This window comes from Siphonobacter sp. SORGH_AS_1065 (assembly GCF_030818595.1).
Lineage (GTDB): Bacteria > Bacteroidota > Bacteroidia > Cytophagales > Spirosomataceae > Siphonobacter.
Window position 1 is genome coordinate 2,866,146 of sequence record NZ_JAUTAM010000004.1, and the last position, 25,412, is coordinate 2,891,557.

Annotated in this window: 17 protein-coding genes; 4 read left to right on the plus strand and 13 right to left on the minus strand. The window is 45.2% G+C overall.

Annotation, left to right across the window (positions count from 1 at the left end; genetic code table 11):
• Positions 1-20: 20 nt before the first annotated feature.
• The 4 genes from QE390_RS12530 to QE390_RS12545 form a co-directional block, all read right to left on the minus strand.
• Entirely contained in the window at positions 21-1,460 is a 1,440-nt protein-coding gene (locus tag QE390_RS12530; RefSeq protein ID WP_106636291.1) for a SusD/RagB family nutrient-binding outer membrane lipoprotein, read from the minus strand.
• A 79-nt stretch (positions 1,461-1,539) separates the two neighbouring features.
• Positions 1,540-4,737: a SusC/RagA family TonB-linked outer membrane protein gene (locus QE390_RS12535; protein WP_106636292.1), complete on the minus strand. Its 3,198-nt coding sequence runs from the start codon at positions 4,735-4,737 to the stop codon at positions 1,540-1,542.
• Between the two features lie 354 nt (positions 4,738-5,091).
• Positions 5,092-5,682 (minus strand): LUD domain-containing protein, encoded by a 591-nt coding sequence (locus tag QE390_RS12540; RefSeq protein ID WP_307142379.1) that lies wholly within the window; start codon positions 5,680-5,682, stop codon positions 5,092-5,094.
• A gap of 42 nt (positions 5,683-5,724) precedes the next feature.
• Positions 5,725-7,098, minus strand: a complete 1,374-nt coding sequence (locus QE390_RS12545; protein WP_307142380.1) for a lactate utilization protein B — start codon at positions 7,096-7,098, stop codon at positions 5,725-5,727.
• 558 nt (positions 7,099-7,656) lie between these two features.
• Here QE390_RS12545 and QE390_RS12550 point away from each other — a divergent pair.
• A complete protein-coding gene (locus QE390_RS12550; RefSeq protein ID WP_106636295.1) occupies positions 7,657-8,046 on the plus strand; it encodes a hypothetical protein in 390 nt (129 codons plus the stop codon).
• Between the two features lie 61 nt (positions 8,047-8,107).
• On the opposite strand, the gene QE390_RS12555 is transcribed toward QE390_RS12550, so the two are convergent.
• The 6 genes from QE390_RS12555 to QE390_RS12580 all read right to left on the minus strand — a co-directional run bounded on the left by QE390_RS12555 (position 8,108) and on the right by QE390_RS12580 (position 17,641).
• The gene (locus QE390_RS12555) at positions 8,108-8,842 is read right to left on the minus strand and encodes a (Fe-S)-binding protein (protein ID WP_106636296.1); all 735 of its coding nucleotides are present in this window, start codon (positions 8,840-8,842) and stop codon (positions 8,108-8,110) included.
• 129 nt (positions 8,843-8,971) lie between these two features.
• Positions 8,972-10,411: an FGGY-family carbohydrate kinase gene (locus tag QE390_RS12560; protein WP_307142381.1), complete on the minus strand. Its 1,440-nt coding sequence runs from the start codon at positions 10,409-10,411 to the stop codon at positions 8,972-8,974.
• Positions 10,412-10,429: 18 nt separating this feature from the next.
• Positions 10,430-11,710 carry a TIM barrel protein gene (locus QE390_RS12565; protein ID WP_307142382.1) on the minus strand — a complete coding sequence of 427 codons (1,281 nt, stop codon included), beginning with the start codon at positions 11,708-11,710 and terminating at the stop codon, positions 10,430-10,432.
• Between the two features lie 146 nt (positions 11,711-11,856).
• Positions 11,857-12,171, minus strand: coding sequence for an L-rhamnose mutarotase (gene rhaM / locus QE390_RS12570; protein ID WP_307142383.1), 315 nt, complete (start codon positions 12,169-12,171; stop codon positions 11,857-11,859).
• 99 nt (positions 12,172-12,270) lie between these two features.
• Complete coding sequence (locus QE390_RS12575; RefSeq protein WP_307142384.1) at positions 12,271-14,382, minus strand: bifunctional aldolase/short-chain dehydrogenase; 2,112 nt, start codon at positions 14,380-14,382, stop codon at positions 12,271-12,273.
• A gap of 517 nt (positions 14,383-14,899) precedes the next feature.
• On the minus strand, positions 14,900-17,641 hold the full coding sequence (locus QE390_RS12580; RefSeq protein WP_307142385.1) for a family 78 glycoside hydrolase catalytic domain: 2,742 nt from the start codon (positions 17,639-17,641) through the stop codon (positions 14,900-14,902).
• 144 nt (positions 17,642-17,785) lie between these two features.
• Between QE390_RS12580 and QE390_RS12585 the strand changes: the two genes are divergently transcribed.
• The gene (locus tag QE390_RS12585) at positions 17,786-18,823 is read left to right on the plus strand and encodes a GntR family transcriptional regulator (RefSeq protein ID WP_307142386.1); all 1,038 of its coding nucleotides are present in this window, start codon (positions 17,786-17,788) and stop codon (positions 18,821-18,823) included.
• Between the two features lie 261 nt (positions 18,824-19,084).
• Here QE390_RS12585 and QE390_RS12590 read toward each other — a convergent pair whose 3' ends face one another.
• Entirely contained in the window at positions 19,085-20,626 is a 1,542-nt protein-coding gene (locus tag QE390_RS12590) for a magnesium chelatase (RefSeq protein ID WP_307142387.1), read from the minus strand.
• A 1,190-nt stretch (positions 20,627-21,816) separates the two neighbouring features.
• Here QE390_RS12590 and QE390_RS12595 point away from each other — a divergent pair.
• Together QE390_RS12595 and QE390_RS12600 are read left to right on the plus strand one after the other, a co-directional pair.
• Entirely contained in the window at positions 21,817-22,188 is a 372-nt protein-coding gene (locus QE390_RS12595) for a BlaI/MecI/CopY family transcriptional regulator (RefSeq protein ID WP_307142388.1), read from the plus strand.
• Positions 22,188-23,588, plus strand: coding sequence for a M56 family metallopeptidase (locus QE390_RS12600; RefSeq protein WP_307142389.1), 1,401 nt, complete (start codon positions 22,188-22,190; stop codon positions 23,586-23,588). The genes QE390_RS12595 and QE390_RS12600 overlap by 1 nt, the downstream gene beginning before the upstream one ends.
• 54 nt (positions 23,589-23,642) lie before the next feature.
• On the opposite strand, the gene QE390_RS12605 is transcribed toward QE390_RS12600, so the two are convergent.
• Complete coding sequence (locus QE390_RS12605; RefSeq protein WP_106636309.1) at positions 23,643-24,479, minus strand: fumarylacetoacetate hydrolase family protein; 837 nt, start codon at positions 24,477-24,479, stop codon at positions 23,643-23,645.
• Positions 24,480-24,623: 144 nt separating this feature from the next.
• The gene (locus QE390_RS12610) at positions 24,624-25,337 is read right to left on the minus strand and encodes a Bax inhibitor-1/YccA family protein (protein ID WP_307142390.1); all 714 of its coding nucleotides are present in this window, start codon (positions 25,335-25,337) and stop codon (positions 24,624-24,626) included.
• Between the last annotated feature and the right edge of the window lie 75 nt (positions 25,338-25,412).

Here is a 25,412-nt window from a genome sequence, read left to right on the forward strand (position 1 = left end):
AACTGTAGTACAGAAGAATATTACTTATCCCACCAAACAGGTGTAGCATCCGTATCTGGACCTTGACGGGAAATAACTGCGTTATAATTATCTGAGTTCAAATCACGCTCAGTCGTAGGGTATGCCTGACGTAAAGGAATCTGTTTGGTCGCATTAACTGCTCCGGGTGCAGGCTTGAGGAAGTTAGGATATCCTGTTCTACGCCATTCTGACCAAGCTTCGTAACCTTGCATGTACAGGGCCACCCATTTTTGGGTACCAATCAGTTCCAAAGCCTTATCATCTGAATAAGCAACGTTAGCATTAGTAATATAAGCCGTGTATGTCGCGTCTGAATATACTCCCCATTGATCCATAGAAGCCTTAATAGCGGCTTCGTACAGAGTTTTGGCATTGCCCGTAATCCAGCCTAATTTAACCGCTTCCGCCTGGCTGAACAGCACCTGCGAGTAGGTCATAACATTGGCCGGGGCAGAAATGACTGTACGTAATGAAGCAGCTGGTAATGAAACGTCTGCAGCTTTTACACCAGGGTTTGTGATACCGTAAGGCATCCCAACGTAGTCTTGTTTACTAGTCGATTTGTCAGCAAATGCTGGTAAACGAGGATCGGAAAGTGGCTTGATGTAGTTAATCAAAGGTGCACTAACCGCAAAATCCAAACGACCTGAAGTCACAAAACTGGAAAACCAGGGGTTAGGGTACGTATCGTTGTAATTGTAACGAACGTTGTCAGAATTAGAAGCCAGTGGGCCATCTTGCATAGCAGCTACAAACTCAGATTTACCTTTGGTTGGATCAACTTTTGACAAGCGTAAAGCCAAAATCATTCGTAAAGAGGCTGCGAATTTCTTCCAGCGAGTAGCGTTTCCACTTAAAATGATATCTCCTTTTACCGCTGTTCCGCCGTCGAATTGAGCTGCTGCTTCTTTCAACTCTTTGAACAAATCCGTATAAATATCTTTCTGAGCATCAAAAGAAGGCGTGAAATCCTGACTGCCTTTTAATGCTTCTGAATACGGAATGTCACCAAAGCGGTCGGTGAGTACGGAAAAGAAGTAAGCACGAATAATTCGGGCTACAGCAATCTGGTTGGCATTAGAACCATTGGTCGTTACACCAGATTTAGTGGCATCATCTGAGTTTACCTTGATGATGTAATTGAGAGCAACTAACGGACCGGTATAAAACCCATTATAGTTGAAAGAAGTACCTTGATAACGAGAGTTTTGCGTATAAGTAATTTCAGACCAATGCTGAGCATATAGAATGGGCTGGGCATCACTTGCTGTAACTGCTGCACCAAAATTAACTTCTGCTCCTGAAAGTAATGCGGCAGTACTGGCGACCGAAGCTCGGTTAGGATCTACGTTCATGTTGCCAAAATCGCTACAGGACGAAACAAGAGCCATTAAGCCTAATAGACCAACAATGGGTTTCTTGAATGCTATTTTTTTCATATTATTTTTTATGTCTAAAAGACTTGATAGAGACCATGAAATATTCCTGAATACTCTATCAAGCCTTTAAATGCAATGATTAAAGTCCAAATTTCACGTTGAAACCAACTGAACGAACTGGAATTTGCTGACCACCTTCGCCCCAGAATGTTTGCGTTTCAGAGGGATCAATTCCACCACCTACTTTGCTGTAGATTAAGAAAGGATTGCGAACCATAAAGGCTACATAAGCCGTTTTGAAGGGGGTATTACGAATCCAGGCTACGGGCAGATTATATCCCAAGTTAACTTCACGAAGTTTGACATACGTTTTGTCGAAAATCCAGTTTTCATTCAAATCAAACAGGCGTGTTTCGTAGAGTGACTGAGCATCTGCGTAGGTTGTATTAGGTGTTCCGTCAGCTTTTACCGAATTAGGGAACAAGACACCACCACCATTAGCGGGATCATCACGCTTGGGGTTTCCTTTATCATTCAAGCCAGCCGTTTCTGCACTTATGCCCGAACCAGCCGAGAACATGCGTGTGGTTGAGTAAAACTTGCCACCTAATAACCAGTCAATGTTAAAACGCAGTGTAACACCTTTGTAGTTAAACGTACTAAGGAAACCACCTTTCATTTTTGGTAACACAGTAGCCAGATCCTGGCCGGCTGTTGAGAGAGGCAAACCATTTGCATCTACTAGGATTTTACCGTTGCTTGGGCTGTCAATCTTATTACCGTTAGCATCAACAGCTTGATACCGCTGGAATTGACGTCCAACGATAGTACCCCAGTCTGAGCCTTCTCTGGCAATGAAACCTAAACTGGTACCACCGAAACGAGGAACTCCATTAAATAACGAGTTCTGGAGTAAATCATAGGTTTTTAAGCCAGCGGCTAGTTCAACAACCTTTGAACGACTGCGATCTAAGTTAATATCAAAGTCCCAGGTAAAGTCTTTAGTCTTAACTGGAACAGCGTTGATGTGTAATTCCATCCCTTGTGAGCGAATGTTACCTGCATTGACCAGAGCAGTACTGTAACCACTAGAACCGGGAACGGCCAAGGGAAGAATCTGATTCGTGTTATCCTGACGGTACACCGTAAACTCTAAACCAATTCGGTTATTAAGGAACTTCAGGTCAATTCCTCCTTCATAACCGCTGGATAATCCTGGCTTAAGGTTTTGGTTAGGTAATTGAGTCGGGATAGATTGCGTCGTATTACTACCGTATTTTGTACCGGTATTAAATACCGTATAGATTTGATAGGGGTCCAAATCTGAACCTACTTGAGCAAAGGATCCACGAATTTTTCCATAAGAAAGAATACGTTTGTTACTCAGGAATTCAGAGAAAATCAAACCAGCTGTTACGGATGGGTAGAAATACGAGTTATTATTTACAGGCAGCGTTGAGGACCAGTCGTTACGGGCAGTTGCTTCAATAAATAACAGGTCATTGTAATCTAAGCTCAACAAACCATAGACACTTCTAACTTCTCTTCTGGAGTTATAATTAGTGAATGACCCTGGAGTAGCAGAGTTAATGATGTTATAGTAGTTAGGAATCGAAAGCCCACCGTTCGTATTCATCGCCAGATAATCCCGGGTATTTTTCCGAATGTTTCCACCCGCATTGGCATTCACGGTGAATTTGCCAAACTTCTTATTGTAAGAAAGTAACGTTTCGTAGTTATCCTCCCGACGACTATCATTTGATGTTCCGTAGTATGCTGTTCCTTTAGTAAAAGAAGCTATACGACGATCATAATAAGCGTTCAGGAAGTCACGACGAGCTACTACCATAAGGCTCAGAGCCTCCGAAAACTTGTAAGTTAGACCAAAGTCACCGAAAAGGCGTTCATTCTTTTCGTTATTAATGTTTTCGTATACTTGCGTATAAGGGTTATCCCAATATAAAGGGGTAGTATTTTCAGGACCTGTGATGTTCCAACTGCGATAAGTACCATCTGGGTTTTTGTAATTACGGAGCTGGGTCATATCCAACTGACGTTGGAACCACTGGTTGAATGAACCAATGGTCTGGTTTTGCCCACTGTAGCCATCAGCAGGCCGATTACGCGTTTTTTCCGTTGAATAGTTAACATTCAAATTAGCCGTAAATTTGGGCGTAATGTTGATACCTAACTTACCAGAAAGATAGTCCCGATGTTGTTGGCTGTTAGGAATAGTACCTTTTACATTGTAATTGGTATAGGACACACGGGCGTTGAAAAGTTCCGTCGACTTACTGATAGCAATGTTTGTGTTTACAGTTGCTCCCGTTTGGAAGAAGCTGCGAACGTTGTTAGGCTGGGGAGAAAAAGGAACCTGCTTTCCGAAATCCGGATCTGAAGGGATCCAAGAATACCAGGGTCTATAGAGTGTACCATCCATGCGAGGTCCCCAGCTTTCATCAGCTGAGTAATCAATCAGATTCTGGCCGTTAAATGAAGCCCAACTAGCAGGGTGAATGGCAGGATTGTATTCGAATTTACTAAATTCCTGCGAATAACCACCGCCATATTCGTTCTGATACTTAGGTAACAATGAAACATTGTCGAAAGTGGTGCTGTGGTTAACATCAATTCCTAAGCCTTGTTGGTTCTTACCCTTTTTCGTAGTAATGACTACTACCCCGGCAGAAGCCCGGTTACCGTATAAAGCAGACGCAGCAGGGCCTTTGAGTACGTTCAATGATTCTACATCATCCATGTTGACATAGTTCACATCTGTAACCGTACCATCTACCACATACAGAGGGTCACCACCAGTGAGGGAGTTTACACCACGAATACGGATAGCAGGGGTACCAAATTTAGCACCAGATTGGCTAAATACCTGTACACCAGCAACTTTACCGGCCAAGGCATCCGCTACGTTATTGTTACGGGCAATGGCAAGGTTAGCACCTTTTACTTCCTGAATAGCGGAGTTAATAGCTTTTTTTTCACGGCCAATATTCAAAGCCGTTACTACTACTTCCTGCAGGTCGTCATTGCTAATTTTAAGAGTAACGTTGACTTCGGTACGATTCTCAACAGCTACTTCCTGCTTGAGAAACCCAATCGCTGTAAAAACTAAGATAGTGTTGTTTGTAACGTTGAGCTTGTATTCTCCATTCGGGTTTGTAGAGATACCGCGTGAAGTGCCCTTAATGGTTACGTTTACACCAGGGATAGGAGCTCCATCATCACTTGAAGTAACTTTGCCTATCACAATTCGATCCTGGCCATACGCATGCATAGCAAGCGTACTGAGCAACATGACTGTCGCCAGTAGAATTTTTCTCATATTGTTTGGTTAAGGAGTTGTTGATTATTTTGGATAATCTAGTGCAAACGTAGTAAATAGTTTGTTTAATTTCAAAAATTAAAATTACCTAGAGGTGATTGTTTTGTGATTTCTTCAAAAAAGTGCCCTTTTTATTAAAAAAATGATATGAAAAACACTTTTATGGTAAGTAGATATATAAAAAAAAAAGAATAATCAAGACTAGATTTTTAATCTCAATTTTATTTATTAACTATAACTTTTTTGTTAAATTTTAAATGATAATTATTATTAAGATACGTGTATGAAAACAAAACCCCCGGCTCGCTGTCAATTAGCGAGCCGGGGGTTTTTATCGTTAAATGCGTAAGCTCCTTACTTAATAATAAACACTACCAGACTTCTGGCTCCGTGAGCTCCTACTACCAGCGACTGTTCTATATCAGCCGTTTTGGATGGACCTGCAATGAAGGTGCCGAAGCCCGTTTCATCTACCTGAATTCGTTCATAAGCCTCGTGCATGTTCGGAACGATGGTTTCCGCCCGAATTACCAGTACCAGATGTTGCGTAATGAAGGGTAAGGCCCGCTGTTTCATTTCCTGTTCGGTTACCCAGATGGCTCCGTTTTCGGCTACGCCGTAACGCCCGGGGATAATCGCCAGGTTAATATCTTCCAATTCATGGGGATCAGTTATGTTTTCCAGATCTACATCAGCGAGATAACGTAGGTCAGGAACCGTGACGGCTACTTCTTTAAAATTGGGAAATAACTCACCAATGCGTTGCGATACGGTGGGTAAGTCAGGAGCGACCTCTACCGTTCCGCCAATCATTTGTAAGGTTTGCTGGTATTGCTCCAGCACATCGGGGTAGTTCGATTCGAAGGTGAACTTGTCGGGCAGGGGTAATAAATCCGGCTTGTTTTTTCGAATGGCACTTAATATAGATTCACGACTCGTTGACATATACCTAATAATATAGAAGGCATGGGCCTTCAGATGAGGATATTACTTTCGGTTCTTTTCGTACCACTGCCGGAAGCTCTCCTTCGGGGCATCGGGTAATTCGCGGTGGATACTCCAGGCATTCAGCGGGTTATTAGCTGCCCAGGGAGCCATTCGCAGAGCCGCCCGAGCCGTATTAAAACTGAGCTTGAACAGGGTAGGCGAGGCGAGTACTTTCGCAGCTAATTGTAAGCTGGTTTTCTTCATGCCCCCCACGTAGCCTTCCTTCGCTAAAACCTGCCGCCACTTATAAAGCTGGTCGTGAATGTCGATTTTTACGGGACATACGTTACTACAACTGCCACAAAGCGTACTGGCAAAGGGTAAGTCTGCATTTTTTCGCATGTCGAGGTTCGGGGCCAGAATCGAGCCAATTGGACCAGCCACGGCATTGTGGTAACTATGCCCGCCGCTGCGACGGTATACTGGACAGGTATTCATGCAGGCTCCGCAACGTATACACTTCAAAGAGTTACGGAAATCTTCACGACCCAACTGTGTACTCCGACCATTGTCTACAATTACAATGTGCATCTCCTGGCCGGGGCGAGGACGATGGAAGTGACTGGAATAAGCGGTAACCGGTTGTCCTGTCGCACTCCGGGTTAACAGCCTCAAAAAGACGCCCAAATGCTCGGCTTTGGGAATAATCTTCTCGAAACCCATACTTGCAATGTGAATTTCGGAAAGGTGAGCTCCCATGTCGGCGTTGCCTTCGTTGGTGCAAACTACGAAACCACCCGTTTCGGCAATGGCGAAGTTCACGCCCGTCAGAGCCGCCCGGCGGGTCAGAAACGTTTCCCGCAAATGCTGACGAGCGGCTTCAGTCAGGTACTGCGGATCGGTGGCCCCTTTTTCGGTACCGAGGTGTTCGTGAAAGGTATCGCCTACGTCCGATTTTTTGAGGTGAATGGCGGGTAATACAATGTGACTCGGAGGTTCCTGTCGTAACTGAACGATGCGTTCCCCCAGGTCGGTATCAATGACTTCGATGCCTTTGCTTCGCAGAAAATCATTGAGGTGACATTCTTCCGTTAACATGGACTTGGACTTGATCATCCGATCAATGCCTTTTTTAGCCAGCAGCGAATGGATAATCTCGTTGTGCTCCTGAGCATTGGCTGCCCAGTGAACCGTCACCCCATTGTTCTGAGCATTCCGTTCGAATGTTTCTAGCAAAACGTCCATGTTCGAAAGTACATGGTGCTTGATTCGCGAAGCTGCTTCGCGAAGGTCTTCCCATTCAGGAATGCCTTTAGATGCCCGGTCACGTTTCTGGCGAACCCACCAGAGCGTTTCATCGTGCCAGTCGACCCGGGGTTCGTCCCGGTTGAACACCTCGGAAGCGGCGGCGTGATCCAATGTATGCTGACTCATAGTTGTTGTGCTCAAAGGGAAAAGGGCCTGTAAATTGCACTTTTCCTTATTCAGATAAAAAACGAAGCCTAATTTTAGTCCTGAACGCTAAAACGGAATATTTAACTTTTCCTGGATTGCTTCCCGGTTAAAATTTATAAGCTCTATTTTGAAAAAGTATTAGTTTCCAATAAAAATGGTGTCGAATCATAAGATATAGCCATAGTAAATAATTAAAAATCAGCCTTTGGCATAATAGGTTAACCTGTTATAGGAAAATAGAAATTGTACTTTAGTTAGTTATTCTTGTTTAATTAACCTACCTCTTTTCGGAATTAATAAATTTTATTAAAAAAAAGCATTGTACTTTTTAAACAACTTGCATAATAAATAGTATAATCATTGTACTTTTTCAAGTTTTGGGTGGCACCGTGAAAGGAACTTTTCGTTCTTAACATTTAGGTAATTGACTCATAATCAAATAGTGTGCAACTTTGTATCAACCAAACGGCAGAAACAAACTTTCAAAAGCCGATTTGATTTGTTTTGTATTATTCCCATTTGAAACTCATACATCCCATGAAAAAGTCAATCAACTTCATCCTTGCAGCTTTCGTAGCATTTAGCTCATTAGCATTCAATGCAACTGCTGCCATCACTTCTGATCCTGCGAAGGAAACGGTAAAAGCTAATCCTTACAATGCTCAATTAGCTCAGGATTCTCAACTGCGTTTCCAACTTACGTTCCAAAACCCTGATAAAAAGAAATTAACAATCGCTATCAAGGATAAGGAAAATACTACGCTGTTTACTGAAACGACCACTAGCGAAGCTTACCTGCGTTTATTTGATCTTTCAACGTTAGGTGATGGTAAATACACTTTCGAAGTATTAGGAGGCAAAAACCGTTACACTCAATCGTTCGAAATCTCTACGCAAACCAACCGCGTTGTTTTAGCTCGTAACTAATCTAGAATTGAATTCCCCCATACAAACGTCCCGCTGGTGAAAACCGGCGGGATGTTCTTTTTTAGAGCTGAGCGTTCAGAATTTCAGCAATGTGCACGACCCGAATCGGGCTTTTCTGACGTTTTAAAATTCCCTCCATATGCATGAGGCAGGAAACATCCCCGCCCGTGATGTATTCCGCTCCGTGACGCTGGTGATCAGCCACGCGATCTTTCCCCATTTTCGAAGAAATGGCTTCTTCACTGACGGCAAAGGTGCCGCCAAATCCACAGCATTCGTCCTGCCGATCCAGTTCAACCAGTTCCAGATCCTTCACCATACTCAATAACTTGCCTGGCTTGGAAAAAGCAGGGCAGTTCAGTTCGGTCATTTGGGATGTTTTCAGCCCACGTTGACCGTGGCAACTCTGGTGTACGCCCACTTTATGCGGAAACCGAGCCGTAAGATTTTCGACTTTCAGAATATCCGTTAAAAATTCGGTAAGTTCATAAACCCGGTGCCGGACGGTATCGGCTACGGATTGGTCAGGAGCGTGCAGGTGTTCCTTAATGTGCAAAACGCAGGAGCCGGAAGGTCCCACGATGTAATCATATCCTTTGAAGTTGGCAATGAAGTTGGCATCGCAACCCGTGTTTAAATGCTCAAAGCCGGAGTTGGCCATGGGCTGCCCGCAACACGTCTGATTTTTCGGGAAATCTACCTCACAGCCTAATTTTTCTAATAATTCCAGGGTTGCAATGGCTACCTGAGGATAAAATTGATCGACGTAGCAGGGAACAAAAAGAGCAACTTTCATCAGCTTTTAGCTTGTCGCTATTGGCTTTTGGCTAGGGTACCTGCGTACTCGATTGATTCGCTATCGTTAACTAAGACTGACCTGAGATCAGTGGAAGCCAGGAGCTAATCGCCAATGGCCAATAGCCATTTATAATTCCGTGTAAACTGTTTTCTTTAACGTAAATAAACTTCCGTCAAAAGGTTTTTCCTTATTCCAGGCCTCTTCAATAACCAGGGCGGCTCCAAGAGCCGAGGCCTGGGCAATTTCAGAAGCTAGCACTTCACTTTCCGGGAAAGCCTGAGCCAGCAGATGCAGGTAAATCTCGTTTCGACTAAAACCGCCATCCACAAAAATCCGTTTCACGTCGGTGGTGCCTTTTGCCAATTTTACGGAAGCAATTTGCTGAGCCATCAAATCCATTATGAGCTGATGGTAAGCTTCTTCGTAGCTGGTGAACTCGTTCAGATTACGTTCTGAAAAGGTAGAATCCTGTAAAGTTCCTAACTGAACGTGCTCGGGCGAGGCCTGACGGAAACGGCTACGTAAGGACAAAAGAAGGCTTTCATCGAAAGATACCCGTTGGTAATGCGAAAGTTCAGTACCAAAATATTCCGACAGATGCTTGACGGCCCGTTCGTGCTCATTCCCAGCAAATAAGCGGGAGGCTTTCACGGCGTCGCTCCGATAGGTTAAGTAACTCAGACAATCCTGTCGTAACTCGCCAATAGTTAACTCATCTTTACTGAATGGATTCATGGTAATGCACCAGGTTCCGGTCGAGATTAACAGAAAAGGTTCTTGTCCAAACACCCGCAAGTAAGGGACCAGAGCCGCCGAGCTATCATGAATGCCTACACCCACCTGCATATCGGGATTAGTCAATGCCGGGGAAGTAACAAAAGAAGGTAACACCATCTGGCCGAGCGAATGAAAAGCTTCGTCAAACACCCAGCGGTGATACTTGCGTTGTTTATAATCCCAAAGTCCGGTATGACAACCGACACTGGTAATTTCAGAAACGGCTCGTTTGGTGAAGAGGTAACTAGCGTACTGGGGTAAGTGCAACGAATGCTCAATCTGCCAGAATTTATCCGGTTTCTGATACTTCAGCCAGTATAACTGCATGCCGGAATTGAGCATTCCTAATACGGGTGAAGCCGTATTCGCCGCCCACTCCAGTTCAGGCCCGTAATGATCGTTGAAGCGTTGCTGAAGCTCAAACGGGAACGTCTTCAGGTAATTATAGAGAGGCGTAACGGGCTTGCCTTCGGCATCCACATGAACAAAGCTTGCTCCGTAAGCAGAAAAGTTCAGAGCTTTAATAGTAAACTGACCTTCATTGAGCAGCTCTGCCAGGCTATCAATCATCCAGTTAGTCAGCAGCTGCAAATCGTCTCCGTGAAATCCATCGTCATCGGGAATTTCCTCAAAAGGCGTCTGTTTTTGATACACAATCTGGTAATCCTGATTAAAAACCAGGAGTTTTTTATTGGTCTTTCCAATATCAAAAATGGCAACGCAGGGAGACGACATAATGTTATGAAGGCAGAAGTTGGATAATAAACGGCATAACACAGCAGTTGTCATTATGCCGTTTTAGTGTGATTAAAGACCCGTAGAAACGGCTTTCATGCCACGGGTTTCGATTAGTTTTTTACGAAGCGATTGTTCACGGAACAGGCCTACGGGATTCAGAGCCGCGTCCACGCGAAGACGGGCTTCCGCCAGTAAAGGACGTAAATCCGTGCGGAAAGCATTTTGCAGAATTTCCTGAGCCGTTACGACATCATTGTTATTCCGGGCGTCTTCCAGAGCCACACGGTCTACTAATAAGGCCTGAGCGTAAGCCAGTTTGATGGCTTCTACGGATTGTAGTAAGTCTTCCAGCGGATCTTTGACGTTATGAGACGCATCGATCATCCAGCCTAAATCGGTCGCGTGATTCATACCGCGAGCATCCATGCCCTCTACCAATTCATTGAAAATCAGGAATAACTGGTAAGGCTTCATACTACCCGCCGTTAAATCGTCATCCCCGTACTTGGAATCGTTGAAGTGGAATCCACCCAGTTTTTCTTCCATCAAGAGCAGCGAAACGATCTGCTCAATGTTGGCATTGGGCAGGTGGTGTCCTAAGTCAACGAGGGTATAGGCTTTAGGGCCTAACTTGCTGGCGTAGAGGAAAGATTGGCCCCAATCCCCAACGGTGGTTGAGTAGAAGTTAGGTTCGAAGGCTTTGTATTCCACGAAGAGTTTCCAGTCTTCGGGTAATGCGGCGTAGATTTCCTGTAAACCTTCCAGCGTGCGTTGGAACGCTTTGCGGAAGTTTAACTGACCGGGAAAGCTGGAACCATCTGATAGCCAAACAGTTAACGATTTGGAGCCTAGGGCTTCGCCGTGACGAATGACGTCGATGTTATGCTGAATAGCCTGCTTTCGAACGGTTGCGTCCGTGTGCTGAAGCGAACCAAATTTGTAGCTCCATTCCTGATTGGCCTGGTCCTGGAAGGTATTCGAGTTCATCGCATCAAAAACCAGCCCATGACTGGCTGCCAGTTGCTTGATCGCCTCCCCATCTGTTGGAATATCCCAGGGAATGTGAAGTGAAATCGCTCCGCTGGAGCGGTTGAGGGCGTGTAATAGACCTACGTCTGCAATTTTCTCTTCGAGACTGCGGGGTTCCCCACCTCCAGCAAAACGACCAAAACGGGTTCCGCCCGTACCTAAAGCCCAGCTAGGAATGGCAATCTGAAAGTCAATCAGCTTCGACAGTATGCGTTCGGTAAGGTCAGCTCCGAGTTCTCCGGCCAGAAATTCAAATTTCCGGCGGTGAGCCGCTTCATGTTGCTGGTTATATTGAGCAATTTGATAAGATTCGAGAGGCATATGTGGTTAGTGTTTTTGAAGAGTTTAGGGTTGGGTGTTTAAGGTTTTGAGTTAAGGGTTATTACTACTTCATTTTTGTTTTAACGTTCTCTGTATAAAACACTTTAGTAGCATAAACTCAAAACCTGAAACCCAAAACTCCGAACTCACTTTAGGTAAAAAACTTCGGGTAAAGATACCTGTACGGGCGATTGATCTGGGTTGGTTTCCATGAGATCGGCCATGTATGCCCACCACTTCTTCATGACGGGATTTTCGGGTAATTTCCCTGTAACTTCGAGGTCATCCACTTCCTGAACGCCGAACAGCGTATTCGTGCTTTCGTCCAGAAAAATGGAGTAGTGATGAATGCCACTGGTTCGCAGTAATTCTACCAACTCCGGCCAGATTTCATCGTGGCGGCGTCTGTATTCATCCACATTTCCAGGAAACAACTGCATCTTAAAAGCAACGCGAGGCATAAGCTTGTAAGTTTAGGGTTTATTGGTTTGGAGTTTAGAGTTATGGTTACCCCTGTGTTAAGTTATCCTAAAAAAAATAGTAACCCCCAACTCTAAACTCTATCGGTAAAAGCCCATGGCTACGCCGCCGTCTACGTTGAGGGCGTTGCCGGTGGACTTGTTTAGTAACCCTCCAGTAAACGCGAAGCAGGCGTTGGCGATGTCTTCGGGCAGGATGATTTCGTTCAGTAAAGTGCGTTTTGCGTAGAAAGCGGGTAACTCTTCTACCGTAATGCCATAGGCTTTTGCACGACCCTCGGCCCAGGCACCTGCCCAGATTTTAGAGTCAGCAATGACTGCGTCGGGGTTAATTGTGTTGACGCGGATTTTTTCGGGACCCACTTCCGCCGCCAGCAGGCGGGTACCATGGGCCTGAGCGGCTTTCGCCGAACCATACCCCAGGTTATTAGGACCGCTTACTACGGCGTTTTTGGAAGCGATGTTAATAATATCGCCACCTAAAGCTTGTTTCCGCATCATGGCAACGGCAGCCTGAGAAACCAGGAACTGGCCTTTGACGAGGATGTCGAATAACAAATCCCAATCTTTTTCCGTGTGATCGGCGATGGATTTAGAGATGGATATACCGGCATTATTAACCACGATATCTACGCCACCGAACGCCAGAGCACAGGCATCGAATGCTTTTTCGATGGATTCAGCAGAAGTTACATCCAGTAGTTCTGCGTTGAAAGCATCTTTACTGTAGTTTTTCTGGAATTCTTCTTTTGCTCCTTCCAGACGGCCAGAGTCGTTATCATTCAGGAAAATAACCGCACCTTCTGCCTGTAATTTCTTGGCGATGGCCTTGCCAATACCTCCCGCAGAACCCGTAATCAGGGCGATTTTCCCCGACAAAGGTTTCGGTTTGGGCATACGTTGCAGTTTTGCTTCTTCGAGTAACCAGTATTCAATATCAAAAGCTTCCTGCCGAGGTAAGGAGGTGTATTCAGAGATGGCTTCTGCTCCACGCATCACGTTGATGGCATTCACATAAAACTCAGAAGCAACCCGAGCCGTTTGTTTGTCTTTGGCAAACGTAAACTGACCTACGCCCGGCCACAGAATCACTACTGGATTTGGATCACGCATGGCAGGGCTGTTGCTGCGTTTGCAGTTTTCGTAATACTCCGTATACATCTGACGATAAGCTTCAAACGCCGGAGCCAGCTTTTCCTTCAATACTGAGGTATCTGAAAGGTCAGCATCCGCGGGTAAGTCGAGAACAAGCGGCTGAATTTTGGTACGAAGGAAGTGGTCAGGGCAGGAAGTCCCCAGCGGAGCCAGTTTGTCCAGATCGTTAGAGTTGATGAATTGCAGCACGCGTTCATCATCGGTAAAGTGACCGACCATACGAACATAACTTGAGCAAAATCCGCGTAACACGGGAGCCAGTTTGGCAGCCTGTTCTTTACGATTCGCTACTGTTTCTACTTTTTGCCCCCCGAAAACGGGGCCTTTTTTGCCGTAGTTTTCTTCCAGGTATTCAGCACAACGCTCGATTACTTCCAGTGTGTTAAGGTAGCTTTCGTAAGCTGTGTCACCCCAGGTAAATAGTCCGTGACTACCCAGAAAAATGCCGCGAATGCCAGGATTTTCAGCCAAGCAACGCTCTAGTTGCAAACCGAGGTCGAAGCCAGGACGTTGCCAGGGAACCCAACCTAGAGTTCCACCGAATAAGTCTTTAACGATTTGTTCGCCGTCTTTGGCCGCCGCAATGGCGATGGCTGCATCGGGGTGCAGGTGATCGACGTGCTTGAAGGGTAAAAAAGCGTGTAAGGGCGTATCAATCGAAGGAGCTTTGGAATCCAGGTCGTAGATGCAATAGTTAAATAAGTTGACCATTTCATCTTCAAATTCCAGCCCCCGGTAACGGTTTTTCAGAGCGTGCAGACGGTCCAGATACAAAGCCGCCAGACCTGATTTTTTCAAAGTTCCTAAATCACCACCAGAGCCTTTTACCCACATTACGGGCGTGTCCTGGCCTGTCAATGGATCGGGAGAAGTGACCTTACAGGAAGTATTACCACCGCCGTAATTCGTCAAGCGAAGATCCGCTCCAAGGAGGTTGGAACGGTAAATGAGGAGAGCTACTTCATCGCCAGCGAGTTCAGCTGCTTTCGCGTCGTCCCACAAATAACTTACATGTTTAAAAGAGGTAGTCTCAGTCATGATTGTATATAAAAATGAAACAGATTCTTAGTTAGCGGTACAAATGAACCAAAGGAAAAAGAATGAGCCGTCATGGTCTGTTAGGGTGAACTGTCCTGCTCTGTGAAGGTCAAGGTTCCCTGAGGGTCGCTCTTTCGGATTGTAAATCCGAAAGCCATCTGTATGGGATTTAGAATCCCGATAAGCGGATCATAGATCCGCAACAGACGGGTTCCGGATTGCAAATCCGGAACAGCAGGAGAATGAAAAGGGCCATTCCTACGGCGTGGTTGGTGTCTCACCAACCACGGTGGGGAGAGCCAGACAAGATGAAATTGCGTCTGTCGCTGTTTCGGATTTGCAATCCGAAAGCCATCTGTATGGGATTTGTAATCCCAACAAGCAGATCACAGATCCGCAACAGACGGGTTCCGGATTGCAAACCCGGAACAGCGGTAACACACCTTTCCGAAAGTTTTAAACTTTCGGAAAGGTGTGTTAGAAATTTCGTAATCGAAGAAAGTTGCAACCGTGACAGTTACTGAATCAAAATCTGATAAGAGCCTGGCTGAAGCTTGGAAACGCCTTTCTTTAACTTCTTGCCTTCCAGCGAAGCCGATTGTCCCGCCTGTAAGGGTAACTCTAGATCTGCTACCGTGTTAGGCGGAATGGTTACGTTTAGAATTAACTTTCCATCTTTACGCTCCCAATTCGAAACAATTGGGCCGTATAAAGACTGATACGAGAAGTTAACCCTATTCAAACCCTTCGGGGGCTTAGGGGCGATGCGGAAGGTTTTGAACCCCGGCTCAATGGGTTCTACCCCAGCCAGGTAACGGAAGTACCATTCAATTACCGAACCATACGCAAAGTGATTTCGGGAGTTCATGCCTTCAGGACGTTCCTTGTCTGAATTCCAGAGTTCCCACATGGTTGTCGCTCCATTTTCGGCCATGTAACCCCAGCTTGGATAGGTTTTCTGAGTGGCCACTTTGTAGGCCAGGTCATTATACCCGTAATCCGTTAATCGGGGTAAAATCTGCTGCGAAGCAATAAAGCCCGTCGTCAAATGATCCTGATGAGCTTTGACATCATCGGCCACGTTTTTCGCAATGACGGGTTTCAATTTTTCAGGAACAATGCCAAAGGAAAGCGGCATCAAATTGGCTGCCTGCGTTTTTCCTTCGTAGTTATTATCCTTGAAATACAGTTCATTATATTTTGTAGTATACTGTTTAGCTAAAGCCGCATAGGTTTCAGCCTCCTTCGTTTTTCCTAATACGTGGGCCGCTTTGGCTAGTAAGGTATTGGAATAAATCTGATACGCTCCGCCGATAGGCTTGCCCGGAGAAGCCACGACGGGAACCCAGTCGCCATAACCAAACCATTTTTCATCAGGATCAGAGAAGTAATAGATCCCTGCTTTTTTGGTGGAAGTGTGGGTATTCATGTACTCCACCCAGGCTTTCATGCTTTCGTAGTTCTTTTCGAGAATGCGTTTATCACCGAAAAATTCATACGTCGTCCAGGGAACAATCAGCGTTGCATCGCCCCAGGCGGGTTTGGAAGGACCACCCACTACCATCTTCGGATTTACATCGTAGACATAACCGGAAGGGTGCTGAGAATCCGCAATGTCACGAGCGTATTTCGCCCAGAAACTATTGATGTCCATCAGGTAACAGGAGGATGCCACGAAAATCTGGGCATCGCCCATCCAGCCTAATCGTTCATCCCGTTGGGGGCAATCGGTGGGGATGGATAACGCATTACTCTTCAGGGTCCATTTCGCGTTGGAGTAGATTTTATTCAGGATTTCTTCGGAAGCCGAAAACTCACCAATGGGCTGGAAATCGGTATGAATTACCTTGGCTACTACATTTTCAACGGTTGGTTTACCGGGGAATCCGACGACTTCTACGTAACGAAAGCCGTGGTAAAGAAACATCGGCTCCCATTCTTCTGCTTCGCCGTTGCTTTTACAGATGTAGCGATCCGTTGACTTGGCCGAACGCAGGTTTTCCTGAGCAACGGTGCCGTCTTCGTGTAACAACTCCGCAAAATGCAAGACCACTTCCTGACTATACGTAGCCTTCGGAATACTTAAATGGACAATTCCGGCCATATTCTGACCGAAATCAAAAACGAAATGACCCGGTTTGGGCTCGGTTACGGTCACCGCTTTTTTCGTTTCTGTGACCCGAATGGGCGGGGCTTCCTGAGCCACTACTTCCATTTTCTTCATGTCGAAAATGTCCGCTTTTTCGCCCACGTTCGGATCTTTATTCGGCCCAAAAAGCGTCGTTGGGTTTTTGGCATCATTTAACACCACAGGCGTAACCCATCCGTCGGCGTCTGTACCTTTGGCTTCCAGCCGGGCGTCGTAATGTTCGCCGTGATACATGGCATCGTAAATCACGGGCGAAAGGCGAATTTTCCAGTCTTTATTCGATGCAATTACTTCCGTGCTACCGTCGGCATAGGTCAATTCCAACTGGCATAATAAACGGAGTGGCCCCTGAGAATAGCGATGAAAACCGCCGCCCCAGCCCAGTCCACCGCTCCACCAACCGTTACCCAAGAAAGCATCCAACTGATTTTCACCACTTTTTAATAATGAGGTAACGTCGTAAGTCTGGTAGTATACTTTCTTCAGATAATCCGTCCAGCCGGGGGCGAGAAGTTGATCGCCTACTTTCTGATTATTAATCTTTAACACATAATCGCCTAAACCCGTGGCATAAATCCGGGCCTTGACGAGGTTATTCTTTACCGAAAAATCTTTGCGAGCCTGCGTCGAGCGAGGAGGCTCGCCAATAATTCCAGCCATCCCAATCCAGTCGGCTTTCCATTCTTTTTTATCAAGTAAACCCATTTCCCACCAATCTGCCGAAGACCAGCCCGAGGCGGTCCCTTTTTCGTCCCAGGTTTGCACTTTCCAGAAATAACGCTGCCGACTTTCCAGCGATTTACCCTGGTAATCGACATACACCGACTGGCTGGTTTTAACCTTGCCCGAATCCCAGAGATCGGCTTCATTTTGGGCTAGTTTTTCGGGTGAAGAAGCCACTAGAATCTGATAAGCCGTTTGTCGAACGCCGGGGTGTGTATTAGCGAGTTGCCAGCTCAACCGGGGTTGGGTTACACCCGTGCCCAGCCGAATATCGCCGTATTCAAATCGAAGTTTTTGGGGAGCATTTTGAGCTTGGAGTAACTCACTCACGAAGAGGCAGCAACCAAGCAGGAACCATCGACTGAGACGTAATGAATAAGGGATCATAGTTTAGAGAGTTAAGAACAGCTAGTTCAAAGTAGCCATAACCCAAAGGAAAGAATCTATTCAGAACCATACAAAAAAAGATAGTACTCATTCCATTTCCGGTTAACTTACGGCCTTTACAGCTAGTTAGCACACAGGTAGTCTATGAAACAAACGGTTCGGCAGGTTTTCGAAATTATTCAGATTGACGAGTATTCGACTACTCCTAAATACAAACAAATCGTCAATTCGGTTATCTCGGCTATTGAACGCGGGTTAGTGAAAACGAACCAGGGGTTGCCGTCGATCAATGAATTGTCGATGTTGTACGACATTTCCAGAGATACGGCAGAAAAGGCTTATAATGAGCTAAAAAAGCTGGGAATTCTGGGTTCGGTACCAGGAAAAGGTTTTTACATTGCTAGTGCGAGTTACCGTCAGAAACGCCGGGTTTTTTTACTGTTTAATAAACTAAGCCCCCATAAAAAGATCATTTATGATACGATGGTTGAAGTGCTGGGCGAGGAAACAGCCGTCGATTTTTACGTCTATAATAACAACTTTCGACTTTTCAAGGAGCTGATTCAGAACCGGGCTGGTCATTATACCCACTACGTCATTATTGCTCACTTTCTGGAAGGAGGTGAGTCAGCAGCCGAGCTGGTAAATCATTTACCCAAAGAGCAGTTATTGATTCTGGATAAATTGATTCCGGGGGTAGAAGGGGATTACGCGTCGGTGTATCAGGATTTTGAAAAGGACATTTTTACGGCACTGACCGAAGGAGAAGAGTTACTGCGGAAGTATCAGACATTGAAGTTGATCTTTCCGTTACATACCTATCACGCCCGCGAAATTCTGATTGGTTTCCAGAAATTCTGTACCGAATTTGGGTTCCCTTATAAAATTATTTCCGACGTTTCGAAGGAGTTAATGTCGCCCGGCGATGTGTACATTAACCTGATGGAAGATGATCTGGTAACGCTGGTGAAACAGGCGAAATCGAGTGGACTCACGGTAGGGCAGGACGTGGGAATTATTTCATACAACGAGAGCCCGCTCAAGGAAATTATTCTGGATGGTATCACTGTGTTGTCTACGGATTTTGAAGCCATGGGCAAGCAGGCGGCTGAGTTAATCCTGAAAAATTCAACGGAACAGATTGCAAATCCATTTAGGTTAATTGTGCGAAAATCAGTTTAGTTATAGTGGTTAGTTGATGGTTGTTTGTTGGTAGAAACGCGATTAAGTCGCGTCTGGGTAGAGGCAGTTTCGAATCCCAATTAATTACATTTCATTGGTTGAGAGGCAGTTTTGTTACCAGTTAAACAAGTTCTCATTTCCCAGCCAGACGCGATAAAGTCGCGTCTCTACGTCAATTAGGTTATAGAAAAAGGACGGCTCTGCAAGAAGCCGTCCTTTTCACTAACAATAAATAAGTAACAACTAACAACGAATTGATAACTAACGACGTCGGCCAAAATCTTCATCATCATCTTCCTCTTCATCATCGTCAAAGCTTAAACCTGACATGAGACTATCGGTAAGGTCTTTAAATTGCAAACCAGTATCGAGTGGTTTTTTGCTGATGAGCGAAAATTCCGCCATGCCGTGGAGGACGAATTCCATGAAGAAGAACTTCTCGTTGCTTGTGATGTCGGTATGAAATTCTTCCACCAGATCATCCAGCCCATCAATGGCCAGCAGTCGGTTTTGATAATCCTTATCCGACAAATCACTCAGTAAGTCCAGCGAGTTTTCGCTGAACCAGTTCTGAATTTTCTGGAAGGGATTTTTCTTATTCTTGATCTGCTTTTTAAGCTTTTCAGGATCGGGGAAGTAATTCAGAAACTGCGTTTTGATGGCCTTACTGACCAGGTTCATGGCCACAATGTACGGGCCTTCAACTTCGCCTTCGTAAACCAATTCTACCTTACCTGTAATGGCGGGAATAACGCCGTATAAATCAGAAATGCGAACAAATGTGTGTTCTTCATTATTCAATAAAGCCCGACGTTCGGCAGCCGATACCAGATTTTCATAGGCTGAAATCGTCATCCGGGCGGATACTCCCGATTTCGCATCAACATATTCGCTCTGACGGGCTTCAATGGCAATTTGTTCGATGAGGTCTTCCGTCACTTCATTAATCGTCACGATTTCCTGACCTTCTTTCACCTTGGCCTCTTGCTTAGTAATACGCTTGCCAATTTCCAGGGTACGTGGGTAGTGGGTCAGAATCTGGCTATCGATCCGGTCTTTCAAAGGCGTTACAATGCTGCCCCGGTTCGTATAATCTTCCGGGTTAGCCGTGAAAACGAATTGAATGTCCAGCGGTAATCGCAGTTTAAACCCGCGAATCTGAATATCGCCTTCCTGTAAAATATTAAATAACGAAACCTGAATACGAGCTTGTAAATCAGGTAATTCATTAATGACAAAAATACTCCGGTGCGAACGGGGAATCAGCCCAAAGTGAATCACCCGCTCGTCAGAATAGGGTAACTTCAGCGTTGCGGCTTTAATGGGGTCAGCGTCACCAATGAGGTCGGCTACGGATACGTCGGGTGTGGCCAGTTTTTCGGTGTAACGTTCTTCCCGGTGCAGCCAGGTGACGGGTGTGTCGTCGCCTTTCTCCGCAATAAGGTCTACTGCAAAGCGAGACAGCGGTTGCAGTGGATCGTCATTCAATTCAGAGCCTTCTACGACAGGAATGTACTCGTCGAGCAGATATACCATTAAGCGGGCAATCCGGGTTTTGGCCTGGCCCCGAAGACCTAGTAGGTTAATGTGGTGCCGGGAAAGAAGAGCACGCTCCACGTCGGGAATTACCGTGTCTTCGTATCCATAAATACCGGGGAAAACAGGCTCGCCTGAACGCATTTTAGCAATTAGATTCCGGCGAAGTTCGTCTTTAATAGATTCGGGTTGGTAGCCAGCCGCCTTAAGCTGACCGAGCGTAGTAAGTTGTAATTTATCGGAAACAGGAAGCGAGTGATACGACATCTAAAAGGGGTTTAGCTAGTAAATGGGTAACGCTGACAAAGTAAAAAAGGTTTGAATAGGGTTTCTCTATTCCTGAGGCTAATGATCGAATACTTTGGCTGGTGTTCGCACAACCTTCGCTAGACACTTACTAAAACTGTCATTCAGAGCAAAGTGAAGAACCTTACTTAGAATTGATAATACTTTCTTACTGGAAGTTAAGCCGTCTCTGCCGCAGTCGCTCGGCTCTAGCCGGGCAACTGCGGGGGACGATAGTTCCTACCTTTCATCAGAAGGGGCTACCAGCGAAAAGCTGGCCGGACTACGCTGGCAGCAATAACGTATTTCCTTTTCCTGTCATCCAGAGCGAAGCGAAGGAACTTACTTAGGGTTGAATAGCCCTTTCTGACTGGGCATTAATTAGCCTTGAGCAAAGTTGGTTTCCGCAGTCGCTCGGCTCCAGCCGAGTGACCACTTGGCTCTAGGCCTCCGGCCGGTAGGATGCGAACTACTCTCTGGTAAGAGAATCCCTTTCCCTAATAAAAACATACTTACAACTATCGGCCAGAGGCCTGCCAAGCTATATCGTCACTCGGCTAGAGCCGAGCGACTGCGGCAGAAAAACTGGTCGGGCCACGTTGGCCGGGGCACGTTGACCGCAATAACGTATTACCTTTTCTGTCATCTAGAGCAAAGCAAAGAAAGTTACTCAGGGTTGATAATACTTTCTTACTGGAAGCTAAGCGGTCTCTGCCGCAGTCGCTCGGCTCCAGCCGAGTGACCACCTGGCTCTAGGCCTCCGGCCGGTAGGATGCGAACTACTCTCTGGTAAGAGAATCCCTTTCCCTGAATAAAAACATACTTGTAACTATCGGCCAGAGGCCTGCTAAGCTATACCGTCACTCGGCTAGAGCCGAGTGACTGCGGCAGAAAAACTGGTCGGGCCACGTTGGTCGGGCCACGTTGGCAGCAATAATGCCTTTTCTTTTCCCCTGTCATCCAGAGCACAGCGAAGGAACTTACTTAGGATTGAATAACAGGTCCTCTGCTTCAGCCACCTGTATTAATAACGTCTCCTTTCATGTTCGTGCCCCTAACCACACGAATAGAAATTTAAAATCTATCGTAAGCATATAAAAAAACACCCAGTTGTTTGGACTAGAAATTTTATATTCTACATTTGTAGAGTAAGATCTATAAATGTAGAATAAATGCAGTTAACGAAAGCCGAAGAACAGCTCATGGAACTGATCTGGAAACAGGAAAAAGTATTCATGAAAGACCTGCTGGAATTATATCCTGAACCCAAGCCTGCCGTTACTACCGTTGCTACTTTATTGAAACGAATGCAGGAAAAAGGATTTGTGGATTATACCGTATACGGAAATTCCCGCCAGTATTATGCTCTGGTCAATAAGAATGACTATTTCGCTAAACAGGTAAAGGGAATAATCAAAAGTTACTTTGAGAATTCAGCGTTAAAGTTTGCTTCCTTTTTCACGGAATCATCCGATTTATCAGTGGATGAATTAGAAGATTTAAAGAAAATAGTTGATGAAGAAATTACTAAAAAGAAAAAGTAATGGAATACCTCCTCAAATCTATTTTATGTTCATTCATCTTTCTGGTGGTCTATCAGGTATTGCTGGAGAGAGAAAAAATGTTCGTATTTAATCGGTTCTACTTACTGCTAAGTCTGGCTGGTTCACTGCTGATTCCATTCATAACCTTCCAGTTACCTGAAGCAGTAATTCCTTCTGCATCAGAAGATTTGGGTGGAGTGACATATTATGCAGACCTGAATCAAACGAATGTTTCAGTCGATTCAGGTTTTGAAATAGATTGGCGAATAGGATACGGAATCGTTACAGTGGTATTACTCGCTCGATTTATGAAAAGCCTGCTAACGATTGGTTATGTAAAGAATTCGAACGTAATAGTTCAGGATTCAATAAGGATTGTTTTACTACCAAGAGAGACGTTACCTTACAGCTTTTTGAATTACATTTTTGTTAATAAAAAGGCTTACGATAACCATACAATCGAACCTGAAATATGGCGACATGAATTCGCACACGTTCGACAAAAACATACACTGGATATTTTGTTTATAGAGCTTATACTGGTATTCTGGTGGTTCAATCCCTGCGTTTACTTGTATCGGAAAAATATAAAAATGAATCACGAGTTTCTGGCGGATGAGGCGGTTTTAGTGGCGTATCCCGAAGTGAAAAATTATCAGCGTTTATTATTAAGTAAAGTCAGTCAACGTGTATCGTTTACCAGTGCTTTTAATTATTCAATCACTAAAAAAAGACTACAGATGATGACCAGAATGACCTCCCGCTTTCGCACGTTTGTGATACAACTGAGTGTGCTTCCAGTGTTTGGAATCGCCATTGCTTTGTTTAGTTCCGTCGAATACGCTGAAGCTCAGACCGCTCCAACGATGGTACGGCCGGATACTGATGGCGTTACTAAATCTCAGAATCCCGCCAGTAAGGAAGGAGCATCGGATGAGTTACTGAAAGAATACCAGTCGATTATAGATCGATGTTTCGTCAAGAAAACGAACCGTTTCTTTGCTAAGCATCTGACAAAATCAGAGGAAGAGAGGTTAGTAACTATTTTTAGTCAAATGAGTCAGCAACAACGGGATAAGCAAGACATCATTGTGATGAAGTTACCTCCACAAAAGAAAGAATCACCTACTCAAAAGGAGCTGGATATATGGAAAAACCCCAAAACCAGTGGAGTCTGGATTGATGGAAAACGAGTACCTAATGAGGTATTGAATAAGTACAAACCAGAAGATTTTTCTTATGCTATGGCCAGTAAATTATCTGGAAAGGCTAAAAACCCTAACTATAGCTATCAGATTGATTTAATGACGAATGCCTGCTTTGACAAGTACGTAAAGGAAAGTAAAGCTCATCCCTTATACATGGTCCGGGATAAAGCCTGGGGAAAGCCAAGCAAGTAAATTTATTCCCTGCCGTAACGGATGAATCTAACAGCTACGGCAGGGAGAGCGTATTTAAGCTACCGGATTAATCAACGTGCCAATGCCATCAATCTGAATATGAATTTCATCGCCGGATTGTAAAGTGAAATCATCGGGAGGAACGATGCCCGTACCCGTCATCAGGTAACAGCCATAGGCAAAGGAGCACTCGCGGAACAGAAAGGAAACGAGCTCCGTGTGCTGGCGTTTCATCTGACTAATAGCAATCTGCTGATCAAAAACCGGAGAATCATTTCGTAGAATAGTCAGACGAATAGCTGTGCCGGGATCAATAGGAGCGGAGGGTACGTACAAACAGGGACCAATGGCTGCACTGCCGTCGTAAGACTTGGCTTGGGGAAGATAGAGCGGATTTTCGCCTTCAATATCCCGTGAACTCATGTCATTGCCGCAGGTATACCCTACAATTTTTCCCGAAGAGGTAATGAATAACGTTAACTCGGGTTCAGGAACGTTCCACTGCGAATCTTTTCGAATGCGAACCTGACCCAGCGGATTCGCCACGCGTTCAGGAGTGGCCTTGAAGAAAATTTCAGGACGTTCGGCGTCGTAGACCCGATCATAAAAACTGCCTCCACCTGCATCCTGCGATTCTTCCATACGGGCATCACGACTGCGGAGATACGTAACTCCCGCCGCCCAAATTTCCTGCCGTCCCAGCGGAGCTAGTACATCAGTAGTGAGCCAGAGTTTATATTCATCGGAGGCTGTGAGGGTTTGAGTGTAGGAAGTCAGCGTTTCGTGCAGGTTATCCTGATTAATTAGCGTATCCCAATCAAGATCGGAGAGGAAATAAAACTGATTTTCGGCTTCAAGAACGATGCCCAGACGGGTTTTGTAGAGCTTCATAAGGTTTAGAGAATGCTTAACGGATGGTTAAGTATAAAAGAGACGAGTTTGATTGACTTACCCTGAATCTAAGGATATTCGAAGTAATAGTATTATTATCTAAAAAAACACCCCGACTGTTGCTGGCAATCGGGGTGTTTGGAGTTATTTACGATTAAGCTTGGCGAGTAGTTTCAAAATTTCGAGATACAACCAGACGATCGTTACGAGTAAACTGAAGGCCGAATACCATTCCATGTACTTGGGAGCCTGCTGTGCTACACCTGCTTCAATAAGGTGAAAGTCAACCAGCAAATTCATCGCAGCGATTCCTACCACTACCAGCGAAAAAATAATACCAATCCAGCCAGCTTCGTGAATGTAAGGTACCATGATACCAAAGAAGCTCAGAGCAAAGGTTAGTAAGTAAAGCAAAGCTACGGCTCCGGTTGCCACGAGTACTCCCTGCATGAATCCCTGCGTTACCCGAATAAGGCCTGTATAATAAACTACTAACATCAGGGCCAATACGCCAAAGGTTAATACCGCAGCCATAAAAGCCAAACCGGAAAACTGGCTGGAAATACCACCCACAAATGCACCCTCCAGAACAGCATATACGGGAGCCAACGTGGGAGCCAGTGTAGGTTTGAACACCAGAATCAGGGCAATGATTAAGCCGCCAATGGCCCCTACGGGTAACATGAGCATACTCCAGGGCTGTCCCTGAATGGCCGCGTAAAAGGTTACTGCTGCTACACTTATGGTAACCGTCAGTAAGAGAGCAATTTTGTTTAAGGTACCCTGCAACGTCATGACATCATCCGACGCAAGGGTAATTTTGTTAAAGGTTTTTTCTGAAAAAAGCGGGTTTGCCATAGCAATAAGGGAAAAGTTAAAGATTACGCTGCCAAGAAAAGGGGATTTTATGGGAATTCAAACCCGGCAGTGAGT

Coding starts and splice junctions, on each gene's coding strand:
- QE390_RS12530 (WP_106636291.1), bottom strand. CDS start 1,460: ATGAAAAAAATAGCATTCAAGAAACCCATTGTTGGTCTATTAGGCTTA.
- QE390_RS12535 (WP_106636292.1), bottom strand. CDS start 4,737: ATGAGAAAAATTCTACTGGCGACAGTCATGTTGCTCAGTACGCTTGCT.
- QE390_RS12540 (WP_307142379.1), bottom strand. CDS start 5,682: ATGTCAACGAGTCGTGAATCTATATTAAGTGCCATTCGAAAAAACAAG.
- QE390_RS12545 (WP_307142380.1), bottom strand. CDS start 7,098: ATGAGTCAGCATACATTGGATCACGCCGCCGCTTCCGAGGTGTTCAAC.
- QE390_RS12550 (WP_106636295.1), top strand. CDS start 7,657: ATGAAAAAGTCAATCAACTTCATCCTTGCAGCTTTCGTAGCATTTAGC.
- QE390_RS12555 (WP_106636296.1), bottom strand. CDS start 8,842: ATGAAAGTTGCTCTTTTTGTTCCCTGCTACGTCGATCAATTTTATCCT.
- QE390_RS12560 (WP_307142381.1), bottom strand. CDS start 10,411: ATGACAACTGCTGTGTTATGCCGTTTATTATCCAACTTCTGCCTTCAT.
- QE390_RS12565 (WP_307142382.1), bottom strand. CDS start 11,710: ATGCCTCTCGAATCTTATCAAATTGCTCAATATAACCAGCAACATGAA.
- rhaM (WP_307142383.1), bottom strand. CDS start 12,171: ATGCCTCGCGTTGCTTTTAAGATGCAGTTGTTTCCTGGAAATGTGGAT.
- QE390_RS12575 (WP_307142384.1), bottom strand. CDS start 14,382: ATGACTGAGACTACCTCTTTTAAACATGTAAGTTATTTGTGGGACGAC.
- QE390_RS12580 (WP_307142385.1), bottom strand. CDS start 17,641: ATGATCCCTTATTCATTACGTCTCAGTCGATGGTTCCTGCTTGGTTGC.
- QE390_RS12585 (WP_307142386.1), top strand. CDS start 17,786: ATGAAACAAACGGTTCGGCAGGTTTTCGAAATTATTCAGATTGACGAG.
- QE390_RS12590 (WP_307142387.1), bottom strand. CDS start 20,626: ATGTCGTATCACTCGCTTCCTGTTTCCGATAAATTACAACTTACTACG.
- QE390_RS12595 (WP_307142388.1), top strand. CDS start 21,817: ATGCAGTTAACGAAAGCCGAAGAACAGCTCATGGAACTGATCTGGAAA.
- QE390_RS12600 (WP_307142389.1), top strand. CDS start 22,188: ATGGAATACCTCCTCAAATCTATTTTATGTTCATTCATCTTTCTGGTG.
- QE390_RS12605 (WP_106636309.1), bottom strand. CDS start 24,479: ATGAAGCTCTACAAAACCCGTCTGGGCATCGTTCTTGAAGCCGAAAAT.
- QE390_RS12610 (WP_307142390.1), bottom strand. CDS start 25,337: ATGGCAAACCCGCTTTTTTCAGAAAAAACCTTTAACAAAATTACCCTT.